The sequence below is a fragment of the Streptomyces sp. PTL18 genome (assembly GCF_059510295.1).
The window spans coordinates 1-16,386 of record NZ_JCAJZO010000044.1 but is presented as its reverse complement, the minus strand read 5'-3'; the positions used below and the strand labels follow the sequence as shown (position 1 = coordinate 16,386).

Genomic DNA, 16,386 nt, shown 5'->3' with positions numbered 1-16,386 from the left:
CCTGTCCCCGGCGATCAGCTGGGGACGCTCGCCCGGCGCTCGGCGGTGTGCCTCCCGGCGTACCGCACGACCTCGATCAGCACCTCCTTGACCGACTGCCGCTCGCGGGCGTCACAGAGGACGACCGGCACGTCGTCGTCCAGGTCGAGGGCCTGCCGTATGTCGTTCGCGGAGTGACGGACCGCGCCGTCGAAGCAGTTGACACCGACGACGAACGGGATGGAACGGCGCTCGAAGTAGTCGACGGCGGCGAAGCAGTCCTCCAGGCGGCGGGTGTCGGCGAGGACGACGGCGCCCAGGGCACCGGTGGCCAGTTCGTCCCACAGGAACCAGAAGCGGTCCTGGCCGGGCGTCCCGAACAGGTAGAGCACCAGGTCCTCGCGGAGGGTGATACGGCCGAAGTCCATGGCGACGGTGGTGGTGTGCTTGCCCTCCACATCACGGGTGTCGTCGACCGGGCGGCCCGCCTCGGTGAGCACCTCCTCCGTGCGCAGCGGCCTGATCTCGCTGACCGCGCCGACGAGGGTCGTCTTGCCCACGCCGAAACCGCCGGCCACGAGGATCTTGAGCGTGACAGGCTCGACGGGAGGCTTGCCGCGCTCACTGCGCCCGAAGGTCATCGTTCTGTTCTCCTGCTCGAGGGGGATCGGACGGCGGCGGTCCGTAACCTCCGCCGCCGGGGGTTTCGATGACCAGTACGTCGCCGGGGCCGACGTCTGCGGCATCGCTGCCCGCGAGGCGCACCACGGTCCCGTCCGCACGCTCCACCCGGTTCGCGCCGAGAGCTCCGGGCCTGCCGCCCGCCATGCCGTAGGGCGGGATCCTGCGGTGCTGGGAGAGCGTGGAGACCGTCATGGACTCCCGGAAGCGGATACGGCGCACGGCGCCGTCCCCACCGCGCCACCGTCCGTCGCCGCCGGTGCCGCGGCGCACCCTGAATTCCTCGAGCAGGACGGGCAGTCGCCACTCGAGGACCTCCGGGTCGGTCAGGCGCGAGTTGGTCATGTGGGTCTGCACCACGGACGCGCCGGAGAAGCCGTCACCGGCGCCGGATCCGGAGGCCACCGTCTCGTAGTACTGGTACCGGTCGTTGCCGAAGGAGACGTTGTTCATGGTGCCGGATCCCTCGGCCTGCACCCCGAGGGCGGCGTACAGGGCACCGGTGATGGCCTGGGAGGTCTCGACGTTCCCGGCGACGACGGCGGCCGGGTACTCGGGGGCCAGCAGGGAGCCCGGCGGGACGATGATCCGGAGCGGGCGCAGACAGCCGTCGTTGAGGGGGATGTCGTCGGCGATCAGGGTGCGGAAGACGTACAGGACGGCGGCGCGCACCACCGCCGAGGGTGCGTTGAAGTTGGTCGGGACCTGAGCGGACGTGCCGGTGAAGTCGATGGTGGCGCAGCGGCATGCGCGGTCGACACGAACCCGGACGCGGATGACGGCGCCGGAGTCGGTCTCGTAGGCGTACTCGCCGTCGTCCAGGGCGTCGATGACGCGGCGCACGGCCTCCTCGGCGTGGTCCTGGACGTGCTTCATGTACGCCTGCACCACGTCGAGCCCGAAGTCCTCAACCATGCGGCCGACTTCGTCGACGCCCTTGCGGTTGGCGGCGATCTGGGCCCGCAGGTCGGCGAGGTTGGTCTTCGGGTTGCGTGAGGGGTGAGGCGCCTCGGTCAGCAGGCGGAGCGTCTCCTCCTCACGGAAGCGGCCGCCCTCGACGAGCAGCCAGTCGTCGAAGAGGACACCTTCCTCCTCGATGGAGCGGCTGCGCGCGGGCATGGAGCCGGGCGCGATGCCGCCGATCTCCGCGTGGTGGCCGCGGGAGGCGACGTGGAAGAGGATCCGGTCACCGTCCGTGTCGAAGACGGGGGTGGTGACGGTGATGTCGGGCAGGTGGGTGCCGCCGTGGTAGGGGTCGTTGACGGCGTAGGTGTCTCCGGGGCGCATCCTGTCGCCGCGCCGGCGGATGACCTCCTTGACGCTGGTGCCCATCGAGCCCAGGTGAACGGGGATGTGCGGGGCGTTGGCGACCAGGTTGCCCTCGGGGTCGAAGAGGGCGCAGGAGAAGTCCAGGCGTTCCTTGATGTTGACGGACTGGGCTGTGGACTCCAGGCGGGCGCCCATCTGTTCGGCGATGGACATGAACAAGTTGTTGAAGACCTCGAGCAGAACCGGGTCGACTTCTGTGGCGAGTTCGGAACTCTCCGTAATCGCTGCGCGTTCCATGACCAGATGCCCGTCGTCCCGGGCCACGGCACGCCAGCCCTCGTCGACGACGGTCGTCGCACCGGCCTCGGTGATGATCGCCGGGCCGGTGACGGCTTCGCCGGGAGGGAGGCACTCCCGGCGGTGCAGGGGTACGTCGCGCCAGGCGCCGCCCGTGTGGAGGCGGACGGACTCGGGCGCGGCCGAGCGGCCTTCGTACGGGGCGAGGGCGGAGAGGTCGGGGGGTTCGGTGATGCCGGTGGCTTCCACGGAGAGGGCTTCGACGACGATCGGGCGGTCGAGCGTGAAGGAGTACGTGGCGCGATGACGTTCTTCGAAGGCGCGTCTCATCGCGCCGGGCTCGGTCAGCTCGACGGTGAGGGTCGTGTCGGTGCCGTCGTAGCGCAGTTGGGCCCGGCGGGTGACCCGGATGCGGTCCTCGGGCACGTCCTCGGCGAGGAGTTCGGCGCGGGCGGCGGCCTCGAGGGCGTCGGCGGTCGTCCGGACGCCGGGCATCGAGGCGGCCTCCAGGGGGGCTTCGACGGACTGTTCGCGCATGGCGGTGGTGTCGGCGAGCCCGATACCGAGGGCGGAGAGCACACCGGCCATGGGGGGTACGAGGACGGTGCGGATGCCCAGGGAGTCGGCGACCATGCACGCGTGCTGGCCGCCTGCCCCGCCGAAGGTGGTGAGCGCGTAGCGGGTGACGTCGTGCCCCTTCTGCACCGAGATCCGCTTCACGGCTCCCGCGACATGGGCGACGGCGATCTGCAGGTAGCCCTCGGCGACCTGCTCGGGGGTGCGGTCGTCTCCCGTCCGCTCGCGGATCTCGCGGGAGCGGGCGGTGAAGCGCTCGCGGACGAGCGCGTCGTCCAGGGGCTGGTCGCCGTCGGGGCCGAACACGCTCGGGAAGTGGGCGGGTTGGATGCGCCCGAGCATCACATTGGCGTCGGTGACGGTGAGCGGCCCGCCGTTCCGGTAGCAGACGGGTCCCGGGTCCGCGCCCGCCGAGTCCGGCCCTACGCGGTAGCGGGAGCCGTCGAAGTGGAGGATCGAGCCGCCGCCCGCCGCGACCGTGTGGATGTCGAGCATGGGCGCTCGCAGCCGCACTCCGGCGATCCGCGTGGTGAAGACACGTTCGTACTCGCCGGCGAAGTGCGAGACGTCGGTGGACGTGCCGCCCATGTCGAAGCCGATGACCCGGTCGAAGCCGGCGAGCCGCGACATGCGGGCCATGCCGACGATACCGCCCGCGGGGCCGGACAGGACGGCGTCCTTGCCGCGGAACTGTCCGGCCTCCGCCAGCCCGCCGTTGGACTGCATGAACATCAGCCGTACGCCTCGGAGGTCGTCGGCGACGTGCTGGACGTAGCGGCGCAGGACCGGGGAGAGGTAGGCGTCGGCGACCGCCGTGTCACCCCGCGGCACCAGTTTCATCAGGGGGCTGACCTCGCTGGACAGCGAGATCTGCGGGAAGCCGGTACGGGCGGCCAGTTCGCCGACGGCCTGCTCGTGGGCGGGGTGCAGATGGCTGTGCATGCAGACCACGGCGATCGCGCGGATCCCGTCGTCGTACGCCTCCCGCAGCGGCACGGACAAGGCGTCCAGGTCGGGGCCGTGCAGGACCGTGCCGTCGGCGGTGATGCGTTCGTCGACCTCCACGACCCGCTCGTACAGCAGCTCGGGCAACTCGATCGCGCGGGCGAAGATGTGCGGGCGGTTCTGGTAGGCGATGCGCAGGGCGTCGCGGAAACCGCGGGTGATGACGAGGAGAGTGCGTTCGCCCTTGAGTTCCAGCAGGGCGTTGGTGGCGACGGTGGTGCCCATGCGGACGACCTCGGGGAAGGCGCCGTCCTCGAGGAGTTCGCGCACGCCCGCGACGGCGGCGTCGGCGTACCGTTGGGGGTTGTCCGACAGCAGCTTGTGAGTGAGCAGCCGGCCGTCCGGGCGGCGCGCGACGATGTCGGTGAAGGTGCCGCCGCGGTCGACCCAGAACTGCCAGCCCCTGGTCACGTCCGTCTCTCCGATCGCGCTCCTCGCAACCCTGCCCGCAGGCGGGTGATCGGCGCACTGCGGTGGGTAACCGGTGATCACTTGGATCATATCGGGACGGGAGCTCCGGCGCCGGTCCTCGCTTCCGCTGGGATGTCCGCGCACTCGGCCACAGTGCGCGGCACCCCTGGCTCACAAGGCTCGCAGGCCGTTGATCACATCGCGCAGGACGGACTCGTCCACCAGCTCGGCGGGCGGCACGGGACGGGTGACGTGGACCAGTTCCTCGTCGACCAGGTCCCCGACGAGCACCCGCACCACGCCGACGGGCAGGTCGAGCTCGGCGGCGAGTTCGGCGACCGACTGAGGGGTGTCACGGCACAGTTCGACGATGTCCACGTGTTCCGGGGACAGCGACGGGTCCGTCTCGGGATCGTCCACGTGCGGCTCGGCGACGACCACCGCGATCAGGTCGAGGCGGTGCTGCACCCCGTGGCTGGTACGGCCGCGCGTCATGGCGTACGGACGGACGACCGGTCCGGCCTCGTCGTCGAACCAGTGGCTGCTTCCCTGACCGTCTCGGCTCATGCCGTCCCACTACCCACCCGAGGGCAGATCGGTGCGCGGAGCGGCCCCCAGATGTACGCCGACCCGTTTGACGAGAAGGGTCATCTCGTAGGCCACCTGACCGACGTCGGAGTCGGCGTCCGCCAGAACGGCGAGGCAGCTGCCGTCGCCGGCGGCGGTGACGAACAGGAAGGCCTCGTCGAGTTCGACGATGGTCTGGCGGACCCCGCCGGCGTCGAAGTGGCGGCCGACGCCCTTGGCGAGGCTGTGGAATCCGGAGGCGACCGCGGCCAGGTGCTCGCTGTCCTCCCGGCTCAGCTCCCTGGAGACCCCTGTGGGCAGACCGTCGCTGGAGAGCACGAGCGCCTTGCGGATGCTGGCGACGCGCTCCACCAGGTCGTCGAGGAGCCAGTTCAGCTCGCCCGACGCCTTGTCGGTCGCGGTGGGCCCTGCGGTCTTCGGTGCGGTCATCGACCGTCCCCCTTTGTCGTTCCTCGTGCTGAGCCGTCCTGGGCCTCGTCGCCCGCGGCGTTCTCCTCGCGGCCGCGCTGCCAGCCCCGCTGGAGCGAGGCGAAGCGGCTGCGAACCTCGTCGGCGTCGCGCTCGGTGAGCCCCGCCCGGTTCTCCGTGGCCGGCCGCTCGCGTTCCGTGCGCCGGCCGGGCCCCTCCTTCAACTGCGGGGCGAGGCTGGCCTGCCGTACCCGGCGGGGCAGCGGGCCCACACCCGCGTCCGCCTCTCCGGCCGCCGCGTCCCGGTTCGCAGTGGTCCCCTCCGGGTCTGACGCGGACCGGGTGCGGCGCCGCTGGGGCAGGGCAGGCGCCTCGGTGCGATCACCGGACGAACGTGCGGGACCCGCCTTGGGTTCCCCGGAGCCGCCGGACGGCCGGCGATCTTCCTGGCGCCCCCTCACGCCGCTGCCGTGCGGGCTCTGTTCCTCGTCGGCTGCGGTCCGCCGCGGTCCCTGTCCGGTCACCGGGCGGCCGTGGGAGCTGACCAGCTTGGGGGTGCGGCGGCGCGGCAGCGGGACCGGGGCGCCGGGGTGGTCGGTGTCGCCGGGGCGGGCGGCCTCTCGCCGTGTGTCGCGTGCCTGCCGGTGTCGTTCGCTCGGAGGGTCCACCAGGGAAGGGCGGGACCGGAAGACGCCACGTTCGTCGTCCTCGTCGCCGAGGGCGCCCGCCAGGTCGCCGAGCGCGTCGAGGTCGATGGGCGCCTCCAGTTCGACGGGGCCGTCGAGTATCGACGCGGGAACACCCGGAAGGCTGACGGAGGCGTGGGACAGCGCCGAGGCGCGGTCCTTGTGGGTGTCGGACGCCGTGTCGGGCAGCGCGCGGTCGAGACGGAAGCCGATGCCGTTGGTGTCGGGGACGTCGTCGCTGAGGAGTGTGTCGGGGATGAGGACGACGGCCGTGGTGCCGCCGTACGGGGACGGCTGGAGGGAGACGCGGACGCCCTGTCGCCGGGCGAGCCGGCTGACCACGAACAGGCCGAGCCGGTCGGTGTCGGAGAGCTCGAATTCGGGCGTTTCGGCCAGCCGCAGGTTGGCGTCCATGAGCGCCTCGGCGGTCATGCCGAGACCGCGGTCGTGGATCTCCAGGGTGAAGCCGTTGGCGACGCGCTCGCCGACGACCTGCACGGCGGTGTGCGGCGGCGAGAACACGGTGGCGTTCTCCAGAAGTTCGGCCACCAGGTGGGTGAGGTCGGCGACCGCGGGCCCGGTGACGGCGACGCGGGGCAGCCGACGCACCTCGATGCGCTCGTAGTCCTCGACCTCGGCGACGGCGGCGCGCACCACGTCCATCAGCTGGACGGGCTTGCGCCACTGTCGGGAGGGGGCGGCGCCGGAGAGGATGACGAGGCCCTCGGCGTGGCGGCGCATGCGCGTGGTGAGGTGGTCGAGGCGGAAGAGGTCGGCGAGCTCCTCGGTGTCGTCCGTCCTGCGCTCCATGACGTCGAGGAGGGTGAGCTGCTTGTGCAGCAGGACCTGGCTGCGGCGGGCGAGGTTGACGAAGACCTCCGAGACACCGGCACGCAGCTCGGCCTGTTTGACGGCGGCCTCGACGGCGGCACGCTGGAGGGTGTTGAGGGCCTGGCCGACCTCGCCGATCTCGTTCTTGTCGTACTCCAGACGGGGCACCTCGGTCTCGACGTCGACCTGTTCGCCCGCCGAGAGGCGGCGCATGACGCCGGGCAGCCGCACCCCGGACGCCTCGTGGGCCTCCAGGCGCAGCCGGCGCAGGTCGCGGATGAGGGTGCGGCCTATCCGGACGGACATGACCAGGGAGACCAGCAGGGCGATGAGCCCCAGGACGCCGGGGATGGCCGCTTTGATGATGACGTCGACGGCGAGGGGGCGGACTCGGTCCTGGTAGCGGTCGCCGGCCTGTGTGCTCATCCGGTCCAGGCGGTCCAGCACCTGGCCGGCGGCCTCGTCCCAGCTCTTGGCGGTCACGCCGTGCGGGACGCCGGGGGTGGCGCCGGCGACGGCCTGTTCGGCCACGCGCAGGGGCGCGGTCCCGGCGTTCTTCCAGTACCGCTGGAAGCGCCGGCTCTCCGAGGCCGGCAGCAGCTGCAGGCCGACGTCGTACATCACGGAGCGCTGGGCCACGAGGACGGAGGCGTCGTGGATGTCGTCGCGAGTGAGCCGGCCGGCGACGAGCGCGGAGCTGAGGAGGGCGTCCTCGCGGGAGAGAAGCTCGCGGGCGCGGAAGACGTTGACGAGGGCCCGGCCCTGTTTGTCCATCTCCACGTTGTCCAGGAGGTGCAGATTGTCCAGCAGCGTGAAGCAGGGGTCGACGAGACGGTTGTAGAGGTCGAAGGCCTGGGAGCGCTTCACGGTGCCGTCCTCGACGCTGCGGCGCAGCGACGCCATGCCGTCCAGGGCGTCCAGGATGGAGGTGAGGCGCTCGGCGGTGGCCCGGCCCATGTCCTCGTGCAGGTCCTCGTCCTTGCTGTTGCGACGGAGCCTGGCCACCACCTCGTCGGTGGCGGCGCGGCTGTGGCGGAGCGCGGTGAGGGACTCGGAGGCGCGCGGGTCGGCGAGGTAGACGAGGGTCTGCCGGCGCTCCTGCTGCAGCACCCGGACGGTGTCCTCGGTGGGGTAGCCGACCTCTTCGACGATGCGCGAGACGTTGAACAGCGACTGGGCCTCGCGGCCGGTGACGACCGTCGCGAAGGCCCAGATGGCGGTCAGGGACAGCAGCGGCACGAGAAGCAGCGCCACGATCTTCCGGCGGATGGACTTCCCGCGAAAGCGCATGGCCTCCCCCAGCTCGACCCCCTCCGTACCGGGGGTACACATGTGCGTCAACAAACGGCGTGAGCCTACTACCGACCCACAGGTGTCTCGAAGGGGCGAGCAGGCGCGCGCCAGGCGAAAGGCGCACCGGAGGCGGGCAGTTGTCCTGCCATTACGGGGAATCTCCTCCCCGCAACCGGCGTGTGGCGCAGTGGGGCATCCGGCCGGGAATTGAGGTCCTCTTGGCCGGAATTTTTCGTTCGCCGGGAATCTTCGCGGGACGACAATCGTCTTCCTGTACGGGAATTGGGGGCGGAATCGGCCACAGGCGCCGCATGACGCACTCGGGCGGCGTAAAACAGCGCAAGCCGGGCAGCCACTGGAGAGTCGGTGTCGGCTGACACCGGGACGAGTGGTCTGCGGGCGGTGGGGAGTGACGGGTTGATGGGCACGGCGGAGCGGCGCGGAACACCCGGGACGGGCGCCGCGGCGCCCCCAGCGGCGCGACAGCACCCCCAGGCACGTGATCGCGACATTCCGGCGGACGTCGAGCGTGGTGCGTCGCAGGCGCGGGGACGGGCCGGCGGCCGGGGTGTACCGCGACCGGCGGGCGGGGAGCGGCACAGAGGCCCCCTGGCGGGCGCGGAGCAGCGGAGCACGCCGTCCTACCGGCCGCTGTGGGTGGAGGAGCCCGCACGTCGGCGGCGGTTGCCGGATCCCGTGCGGACGGCGGCGGTGCGGGCGGTCCTCATCATCGCGGTGACGCTGATCCAGGCGGTGATCGCCGTGCTGTGCACGCTGGCCGACTCCTGGCCGGCGTTCCCCATGGTGCTGAGCAGCGTGGCGAGCACGGTGGTGGCGACGTGGGGCGCGCTCGACGTCTGGGTGACGCGCCAGGTGTGGAACCAGCGCCATGGGGTGGTGTCGGCCCCGAGCAGCACGGCGCGCGCCCTGCGCCGCGAACGCCGCGTGGCCCGTCGCCGGGCGCGGGCGGCGGAGCGGGCTCAGGAGCGCATACGCCGACGGGGCGGGACGGGGCAGTTGTCGCATCCGTGACGGCGTGCGGGCGCCGAGGGCTTGTCCTTCGGATCAGCTCGGCGTCGCGGGCCCGGCCGCCGGTCCCCCCGCTGCCTCAAGCGGCGTGGGGACCGGCGGCATTGTCGCCGGTCCCGACTCCCCACCTGCGAAGGCGCCCGCGTCGGGCGTCCTCGTCGCGTCGGCTCCCCTGAGGAGGACACGTGACGGTCACCCGGGCCGCCTGAACATCCGGGTCACCGTGATCTCGCTGTGCACCGCCTCTCCGGCCTGCGGCTTTGGGGGCAGGCCCGGCCGGAGGTGTTCCTCCACCCGGATGTACTTCAGGCCCGCCCGCAGGTCGGCGTCGTTGCGCAGCCGGATGACCAGCGGGAACTCCGCGAGCGCGGTGGTGTCGAACAGACCGGTGGTGTAGAGCAGCTGCACCCCGAGCGCGTCGGAGACGGCCCGCTGCAGTTCCAGCAGGTACGTCGCGTTGGCGCGTCCGATGGGGTTGTCCAGGAACAGCGTGCCCGCGTGGCGGTGCTTGTCGCGGCCCCGGTCGTTCGAGCGCAGGGCGGCCATCGTGCAGTACAGGGCGATGGCCGCGGTGAGCAGCTGGCCACCGGAGAACACGTCTCCCATCTGTCCGACCGGCACCCGCTCGGCGCGCAGTACGGCGTCCGGCTTGAGGATCTCGACGGCGACACCCCTGGGCCGGAGTGCCGCGCCGACGCCGCGCAGGAGCAGGGACATGCCGTCGCGACGCAGGTCGGAGTTCTTCTTCACGGCCGCGCGGGTCGCCTCGTCGATGACCTCGCCGAGCCGTTCGATCAGCGTGGCCTGGTCCGGCTCCTCGAAGCGGATGCGCAGGAACTCCTGCCCCGACCACTCGCCGAGCCCCTCGGGCAGCCGGGACAGTCGCTGGGCGGAGCGCAGGGTGGCCAGCGCGGACTCCACGAGGCCGCGCAGCCGGTCCACGATGGAGTCCCGGTTGCGTTCCAGCTGCGCCAGCTCGTCGGTCAGCACCCGGAGTCGGGGCGCGAACGCCTCCGCCCACCGCTGCGCGTGCTCCGGCAGCGCGGAAGCGGGCAGTTCGCGGATCTGCTGACGGGCAGGCGTACGGACCTGCTCGTAGCGCGTCGAGTTGGCGTGCCGAACGAGGACGTCGGACGCCTCGCGTACGGCGGCCTCGGCGGCGGACAGGTCGGCGGCGCAGCCACGCAGTGAGCGGCGGGCCTCGGCAGCGGCCTTCCGGGCCTCCTCGAGGCTGCCCGGGTACGGATCCGGCTCTTCCTGTTCGTCTTCCCAGGCGTGCTCGCGCAGCAGGTCGCGGAGCATGGCGGCGATCTCGTCGAAGCCGCCGGCCCCGTCCTCGGCGGCCCGGTGGGCCTCGAGGAGTTCGCCATGCGCCTCGCGGGCCTGGCTCAGGGCCTCGGTGCGGGAGGCGAGTTCGGCCGTCGCGGTGCGCACCAGGGCCTGGGCGTGCTCGGTGTCGCGGGGCACCAGCTCCTCGGGGAGCCCGGTGTGGGCCTCGCCGTTCTCCGGGGCGTGCCGCTCGGCCTCGCCGCGCAGGCGGCCGAGCTGCTCGCTGGCGGAGGACATCCGGGTCTCCAGGAGCTGCACCAGCTCCTCCGCGCGCGCGGCGGCGGCCTGCCGGGACGGTCCGTCGGAGCCGTCGGGTGAGGCGAGGAGCTGTTCGGCGCGGGTGCGCACCTTGTTGCTGAGCCGGTCCAGTTCGGCGCGTGCGGCGGACTCGTCGCTCTCCGCCCGCGCCTGCTCGGCCCGCAGGTCGGCGCCGACGCCGACCTTCTCGTAGACCTGGGAGGCGGCCCGGTAGGCCTCGCGGAGGGCGGGCAGGGACGCCTTCGGCGTGTCCGTGTCGTCCTGCGGCACGTGGTCGGGGGCACCCGCGATCTCGGAGCGCTCGGCGCGCAGCGCACGCGCCGTGCGGCGCGCGTCGTCGGCGGCGCGCTGGGCGGCGCGCCGGTCCTCGTCGGCGGCGCGGGCGCGCTCCAGGCAGGACTGGGCGCGGGCCTCGGCCTCGACCGCCTCGTCGGCGAGTTCACGCAGCTTGACCTGCCAGCCGGCGCGTTCACGCAGCCGGAAGGCGAGTCCGGCGAGGGCGTCGGCGGCGCGGCGGGCCTTCTGCGCGGCCTCCTGGCGCTCGTCGCGCACCTGGGCGGCCTCGGCGGCCGTCTCTTCGGCCTCGGCCCGGGCGGTGCGCGCCTCGGCCAGTTCGGCCTCGGCCTCCTCGGCGAACGCGCGGGCGTCCCGGGCGGCGTCGGCCAGCTCGGTGAGGCGGCCCGCCGGGCATGCCGTACGCCAGGAGGCGAGGCGGGCCGCCAGCTCGCGGTCCTTGCCGAGCCGGGCCGCGAGCGCCCGGATCTCCTCGTCCCGCTCGGTGGCGCGGACCCGCAACGCCTGCCGCTCCTCGTCGGCGGCGTGCTCGTCGTGCATGGCGGGGTTCGGCGGGACGAGGAAGACAGCGCCACCGTTGCCGTGCTCGTCGACGGGTGGGGTGGGAGCGAGCAGCGCGGCGGCCGTGCCGACGGCGACGGCGGAGCGGGGCAACAGAGCCGCGTCGCTCAGCACCTCCCGTGCCCGGGCGTGGGAGTTCGGGTCGGTGATGATCACGCCGTCGACCAGTTCGGGCCGGGCAGCCAGTACCCGCGCGTGGTCGACGGGGTCGACGGCCTGCGCGAGATAGCGCCAGCCGGGCAGGGCCGGAATGCCGTGCTCACCGAGGAACTCGACGGTGGCGAGCACGTCCGGGCCCGGTGGCAGCAGCCCACCGTCACCGAGGGCGCCGAGAATACGGGCGTCGTCGGCGGCAGCGGTCCGCAGCTCGAAGAGCTGCCGTTCGGCGGAGGAGACGGAGTCGTCGAGCAGTTCGCGCAGTTCGTCGGCGAAGCGGTCGAGTTCCTCGGCGGTGAGGGCGTCGTCGGCCGTTCCGGCCTCATTGGCGTCCTCGTCCCTGCGGGGTGCCGGGACCCGGGGGTGTGCGCCGCTGCCGGACAGGCTCAGCAGTTCCGCCAGGCGCTCCTCGGCCGCCAGCGCCTCGGCGGTGCGCCGTTCGGCCTCGTACGCCCGCTCGGCGGCCGTGGCGGCGTCCGCCGCGCGGGCGGCCGTCAGTTCCGCTCGGGACTCCGCGGAGGCCGCCTCGCGCGCGTGCTCGGAGGCACGGCGGGAGGCGTCGCGTGCGGCGTCCCAGGCGGCGACGGCCGTCTTCTCGGCGTCGCTGGCGGCGAGCGCGGCGCGCGCCGGATCCGCGTCGGGAGCGCTGTCGTCCAGCCAGCCCGCGCGCACGGCCTCGGCGGTCTCCTGCTCGACCTCGGTGAGCCGCTGTCGCAGATGACCGGCCTCGCTACGGGCGCGCTGCGCCTCGGTGGCGGCGGCGGTCGAGTCCCGGTGGGCGGACTCGCTCACCTCCTGCAGGGCGGCGGAGCGCTCCTCCTCCTCGTTGGCGAGGGTCTCGGCGCTCCCGGCGGCCGCGTGCAGCGCCCGTACCAGGTCGACGGCGGCCTTCGCGCGGGCGGCGAGCGCGGGCGCGGCGTCCCGCTCGGCCTCTTGGATGGCGGCGGACACGCGCGTCACGCGGTCGGCGGCGGAACGGTGCCGGAGCACTGCCTCGGCGGCCTGCCACGCGGAGTACAGCTGCCGGGCGTCGGCCAGCTCCCGCTTCTGCGCCGCAGCCGCCTTCTCCGCACCGGCGAGCGCCAGGGAGGCGTGCCGGTAGGCGAGTTCGGCGGCCATCAGCGCACTGCGCTCGCGGCCGCTCTCCGCCTGGGCGACGGCGTGCGCGGCCGCGGTGACCTGCTGGGCGAGGTCGGCGGCGCGTACCCGCTCCTGTGCCCCGCGCGCGGACAGCCGCCGCGCCAGCGTCCGTGTCCGCCGCTCGGCGCTCGCATGGACGTCGCGCGCCCGCGATCGGGCCTCGGCGGCGTCGACGATGCGTCCGAGCAGATCCACGGACCCGGCGGTGAAGTCCCGCTCGGCGATCAGCTCGGCCCGCCGACCCAGCTTGTTGCCGAAGCCGCTGACCAGGTCGGCGAGTCCGTCGGTGTCCCGGGTGTCGGTGACGGCGCGCAGCAGCAGGTCCGTGAAGTCGGAGTCCTTCTTGACCGCGAACAGACCGGCGGCCTCGCCCTCGTCCGCGTTCATCTCCCGCTGGTAGCGGAAGAGTTCGGGGTCCAGGCCGAGGTCCGTCAGGTGCTCGTTCCAGCGGTCGTGGATCTCCTCCCAGTGCACCTCCAGGTGCGGATAGGCCTTCCCCGCCTCAGTGAGGGCGTCCCGGAAGCCCTTCATGGTGCGGCGCCGCCCCTGCGCGCCTGAGGCGCCCTCCACGGGCGGCCGTACGGCGGTGGACTCGGCGACGGGCAGGTTGTCCAAGGTGAGTCCGGGGCCCGGGCGGAAGGAGTACCAGGCCTCGGCGAACTTCCGCGGGTCGTTGGAGACCTGTCGGCCGCGCCACTCGCTGACCTTGCCGACGACGACGCACTCGCCGGTCTGCACGTGCTGCCACTCCAGCGCCACGTGTCCGCAGTCGTCGGCGAGCAGGAACTTGCGCAGCACGCCGGAGCTGGCGCCGCCGAGCGTGTTGCGGTGGCCCGGCAGCATCACGGAGAAGATCAGCTTGAGCAGGACGGACTTGCCGCCGCCGTTCTCCAGGAAGAGCACGCCCGCGGGGGCGGGTCTGCGCGGCGGCCCGGTGGGCTCCTCCTCGAAGAACTCCGCCTGGGTGGGCGCCGGTTCGGGCACCGGATCACCCACGCCCCGCAGGTCCAGCACGGTGTCGGCGTAGCGCGCACCGGCCGGGCCGATGGAGTAGAGGCGGACCCGGGACAGCTCGTACATGGCGGCGGACTCTCGTCGTAAGTCTGGCTGGTGTTCGGAAAAGGCGGGGTCAGGAGTGGAAGGGCAGTCCGGCGTCGGCCACGAGCTCCAGGTCGTCGGTGTCCTCGGCGGGCAGCAGGGTCGCCGTGCCGTCGGTGACCGGGACGATGCCCAGCTCGAGGAGTTCGGCCATGGCGGCACTGCCGGCCATGTCGCGCACCTGGAGCTGGTAGCGGGCCGTCGTGCGGTACGTGCCGCCGTTCTCGTCGCCCGTGCGCTGCAGGAAGCCCGAGTCGGTGAGGAACGCGACGGCCTTCGCCACGATGCCGGTGGTCGAGGCGGCCGGGCGGCGCGCGTCCTTGGTGGCCCCGGTCGCACTGCGTCTGGCCCACACCCGCCAGGCGGCCTCCAGTCCGGGTGCGTCGGTGGCCGGGTCGGTGTTCTCCCCCTGCTCCTCGGCGCGCTCCTCCAGACGGCGGCAGGCCTGGCGTACGAAGGCGTCGACACCGTTGACCGTGACGCGCCCGATGTAGCCGTCGTCGGCGAGGTCCTCCGGGCGCGGGAACGCCAGGGCGGCTACGGCGAGATGGGCGAGCCCGTGCAGGAAGCGGTCGGCCGAGTCGGCCGATGTGCGACGCGCGTAGTCGCCCATGCGGACCGCGAACACCGAGTCCTCGGCCGCGGTCACGGCCATGCCCGCGCGCGGGGACACCTCCAGCACGATCAGGCCGAGCCCGGTGGCGACGGCGTCGGCGAGCCGGGCGAACGCGGGGTCCTCGCGGTAGCGGCGCAGCAGGTCCGCGTACTCCTGGTCGCGTGCGGGCTGCAGCTTGGGCTGCAGCCCGAAGGCGACGAGCCGCGCCGCGTCGGCGGCGTCGGCGGGGGTGACGGCGCCGCTCACCGGCGTGGTGGCGGCTTCCGGCTCACTCCGGTCGACGTGCTCGGTCACGGTCGGGGCTCCTTGGTGCGCGGGTGCTTGTGCGTGGTCATCGGCGTCATGCGGCTTCCGTCCGGTCCGCCGCCATGCCCGCGGCGTCCAGCAGAGCCGTGCCCACGATCAGGTCGGCCCCGCCGAACTCCGGGTCGTCCAGCTCCGTGCCGTCGTCCACCGCGAACAGCAGCTTCTCCTCACCCTGCCGGTAGGCCGTGCCGACCGGCGGGCTCGCCGCGTGCACGGCCAGCAGGGCGACCAGGTACGGCAGGCCGGGGTCCTTGCGGCGCGCCTCGGCCAACAGTCCCGACAGCCGCCGTGGCGCGTCCGCCGGCAGGTCGAGCAGTTCCATGGCGGCGGCCATCTGCTCCTCGCTGAACCTGCTGTCGTCCGGGGTGGCGATCAGGTCCGGCTCGGGCATCTCGGCGCCCAGGTGCTCGCGCTCCACCGGAGGCGTCAGCAGCAGGTCGACCAGGTCCCCGACCCGCGCGGAGAAGGGCGTACGCAGCCCCGTACCGCGCGCGAAGAAGGCGTCCGTGACGCGGGTCGCCCGCTCCAGCGGCAGGGGCAGCAGCGGCGCGACCAGATGCCCGTACAGGTCGATTCCCGACGTCGCCAAGGGCGTGGCGAACGCCTGCCGGTCCTGCTCGGCGCGGAACAGCGGGCCCGCTTCCAGGAGCCGGGACTGCAGCTGGGTGTGCCGGCGGATGCAGTCCTTGACGATGTCGACGAGTTCTGCGGCGCGCCGCTTCTGCTCGGGGTCCTCGGACTCGTCGCGGGCCTTGCGGATGTTGGTGAGGATCGCGTTCTCGTGGCGGTAACGGTCGGCGACGTGGTCGAGGGCCTCGGTGATCATGTCCGGGACCGCGTTCAGCCAGTCCACCGCGCGCACGTTGCGCCGGGTCGCGTCCAGGGCCTTGCGCAGGGACTCCGAGTACTGCACGGTCCGGTAGCGCGCCTGCTCGGCGGCGAGCTGGGCGTCGGCGAGGCGGCCCCGGCTGATCAGCACCTCCAGTTTGACCTCGGCGGCGATCTGGGCGCTGGTGACATCGGTGTCGAGGGCGCCGACGAGGACGTTGACCGCCTCGTCCGTCGTGCGCAGGTAGACGCCTCCCCCGTATCCCGGGACCTCCTCGACCAGCTTGAAGTCGTAGTCGCGGCGGACGTAGGTGCCGTCCGGAGCGAACGTCCCGTACACGGCCCGGAAGCCGCGGTCGACGCTGCCGACGTTGATCAGGTTCTCCAGGACCCAGCGGGCCACCCGCTCGTGTTCGGCGGGCGGGCGCCGCGGGGCCTGGGCGGCGATGCGCGGGATGAGGCGGGCGACTATCTGGTCGTGGTCCGCGCCGGTGTCGAAGTCCATGTTCAGCGTGACCAGGTCGATGGCGGCGAGGGCGATCTCCGCCATGCCGTACACCGAGTACTCACCCGCGAGGTTGGCCTTGCGCGCGTCCAGGTCGTGCAGCGGCGCGGTGCAGGCCAGCGCGCGCAGCCGCCGGGCCAGCCCCTCGTCGGCGGCCGGCCCCGCAGCAGGGCGCGGCCCCGCGCTGAGCTGGTGCGGAACACGGTCCGTCGATGCAGGCGAAGTCACGGTGCACAGATTAG

Annotated in this window: 9 protein-coding genes; 1 reads left to right on the top strand and 8 read right to left on the bottom strand. The window is 73.0% G+C overall.

Annotated elements, in window-relative coordinates:
* Window positions 1-14: 14 nt before the first annotated feature.
* The 5 genes from AC5WS8_RS36990 to AC5WS8_RS36970 all read right to left on the bottom strand — a co-directional run bounded on the left by AC5WS8_RS36990 (window position 15) and on the right by AC5WS8_RS36970 (window position 8,021).
* Window positions 15-620 carry a GTP-binding protein gene (locus tag AC5WS8_RS36990; protein ID WP_496107870.1) on the bottom strand — a complete coding sequence of 202 codons (606 nt, stop codon included), beginning with the start codon at window positions 618-620 and terminating at the stop codon, window positions 15-17.
* On the bottom strand, window positions 601-4,218 hold the full coding sequence (locus AC5WS8_RS36985) for a hydantoinase B/oxoprolinase family protein (RefSeq protein ID WP_496107869.1): 3,618 nt from the start codon (window positions 4,216-4,218) through the stop codon (window positions 601-603). Before AC5WS8_RS36985 ends, AC5WS8_RS36990 begins: the two co-directional genes overlap by 20 nt.
* Window positions 4,219-4,389: 171 nt before the next feature.
* Window positions 4,390-4,785, bottom strand: a complete 396-nt coding sequence (locus tag AC5WS8_RS36980; RefSeq protein WP_496107868.1) for a DUF742 domain-containing protein — start codon at window positions 4,783-4,785, stop codon at window positions 4,390-4,392.
* Between the two features lie 9 nt (window positions 4,786-4,794).
* Complete coding sequence (locus tag AC5WS8_RS36975) at window positions 4,795-5,235, bottom strand: roadblock/LC7 domain-containing protein (RefSeq protein ID WP_496107867.1); 441 nt, start codon at window positions 5,233-5,235, stop codon at window positions 4,795-4,797.
* Window positions 5,232-8,021, bottom strand: coding sequence for a sensor histidine kinase (locus AC5WS8_RS36970; protein ID WP_496107866.1), 2,790 nt, complete (start codon window positions 8,019-8,021; stop codon window positions 5,232-5,234). The genes AC5WS8_RS36975 and AC5WS8_RS36970 overlap by 4 nt, the downstream gene beginning before the upstream one ends.
* 423 nt (window positions 8,022-8,444) lie before the next feature.
* On the opposite strand from AC5WS8_RS36970, the gene AC5WS8_RS36965 reads away from it, so the two are divergent.
* Entirely contained in the window at window positions 8,445-9,056 is a 612-nt protein-coding gene (locus tag AC5WS8_RS36965; protein ID WP_496107880.1) for a hypothetical protein, read from the top strand.
* A 189-nt stretch (window positions 9,057-9,245) separates the two neighbouring features.
* Here AC5WS8_RS36965 and AC5WS8_RS36960 read toward each other — a convergent pair whose 3' ends face one another.
* From AC5WS8_RS36960 to AC5WS8_RS36950, 3 genes are read right to left on the bottom strand one after another with little or no spacing between them, the layout of a single operon-like run.
* The gene (locus tag AC5WS8_RS36960; RefSeq protein ID WP_496107865.1) at window positions 9,246-13,871 is read right to left on the bottom strand and encodes a hypothetical protein; all 4,626 of its coding nucleotides are present in this window, start codon (window positions 13,869-13,871) and stop codon (window positions 9,246-9,248) included.
* 49 nt (window positions 13,872-13,920) lie between these two features.
* Window positions 13,921-14,799, bottom strand: a complete 879-nt coding sequence (locus AC5WS8_RS36955) for a hypothetical protein (protein WP_496107864.1) — start codon at window positions 14,797-14,799, stop codon at window positions 13,921-13,923.
* A gap of 46 nt (window positions 14,800-14,845) precedes the next feature.
* Window positions 14,846-16,372 (bottom strand): hypothetical protein, encoded by a 1,527-nt coding sequence (locus tag AC5WS8_RS36950; protein ID WP_496107863.1) that lies wholly within the window; start codon window positions 16,370-16,372, stop codon window positions 14,846-14,848.
* Window positions 16,373-16,386 lie beyond the last annotated feature (14 nt).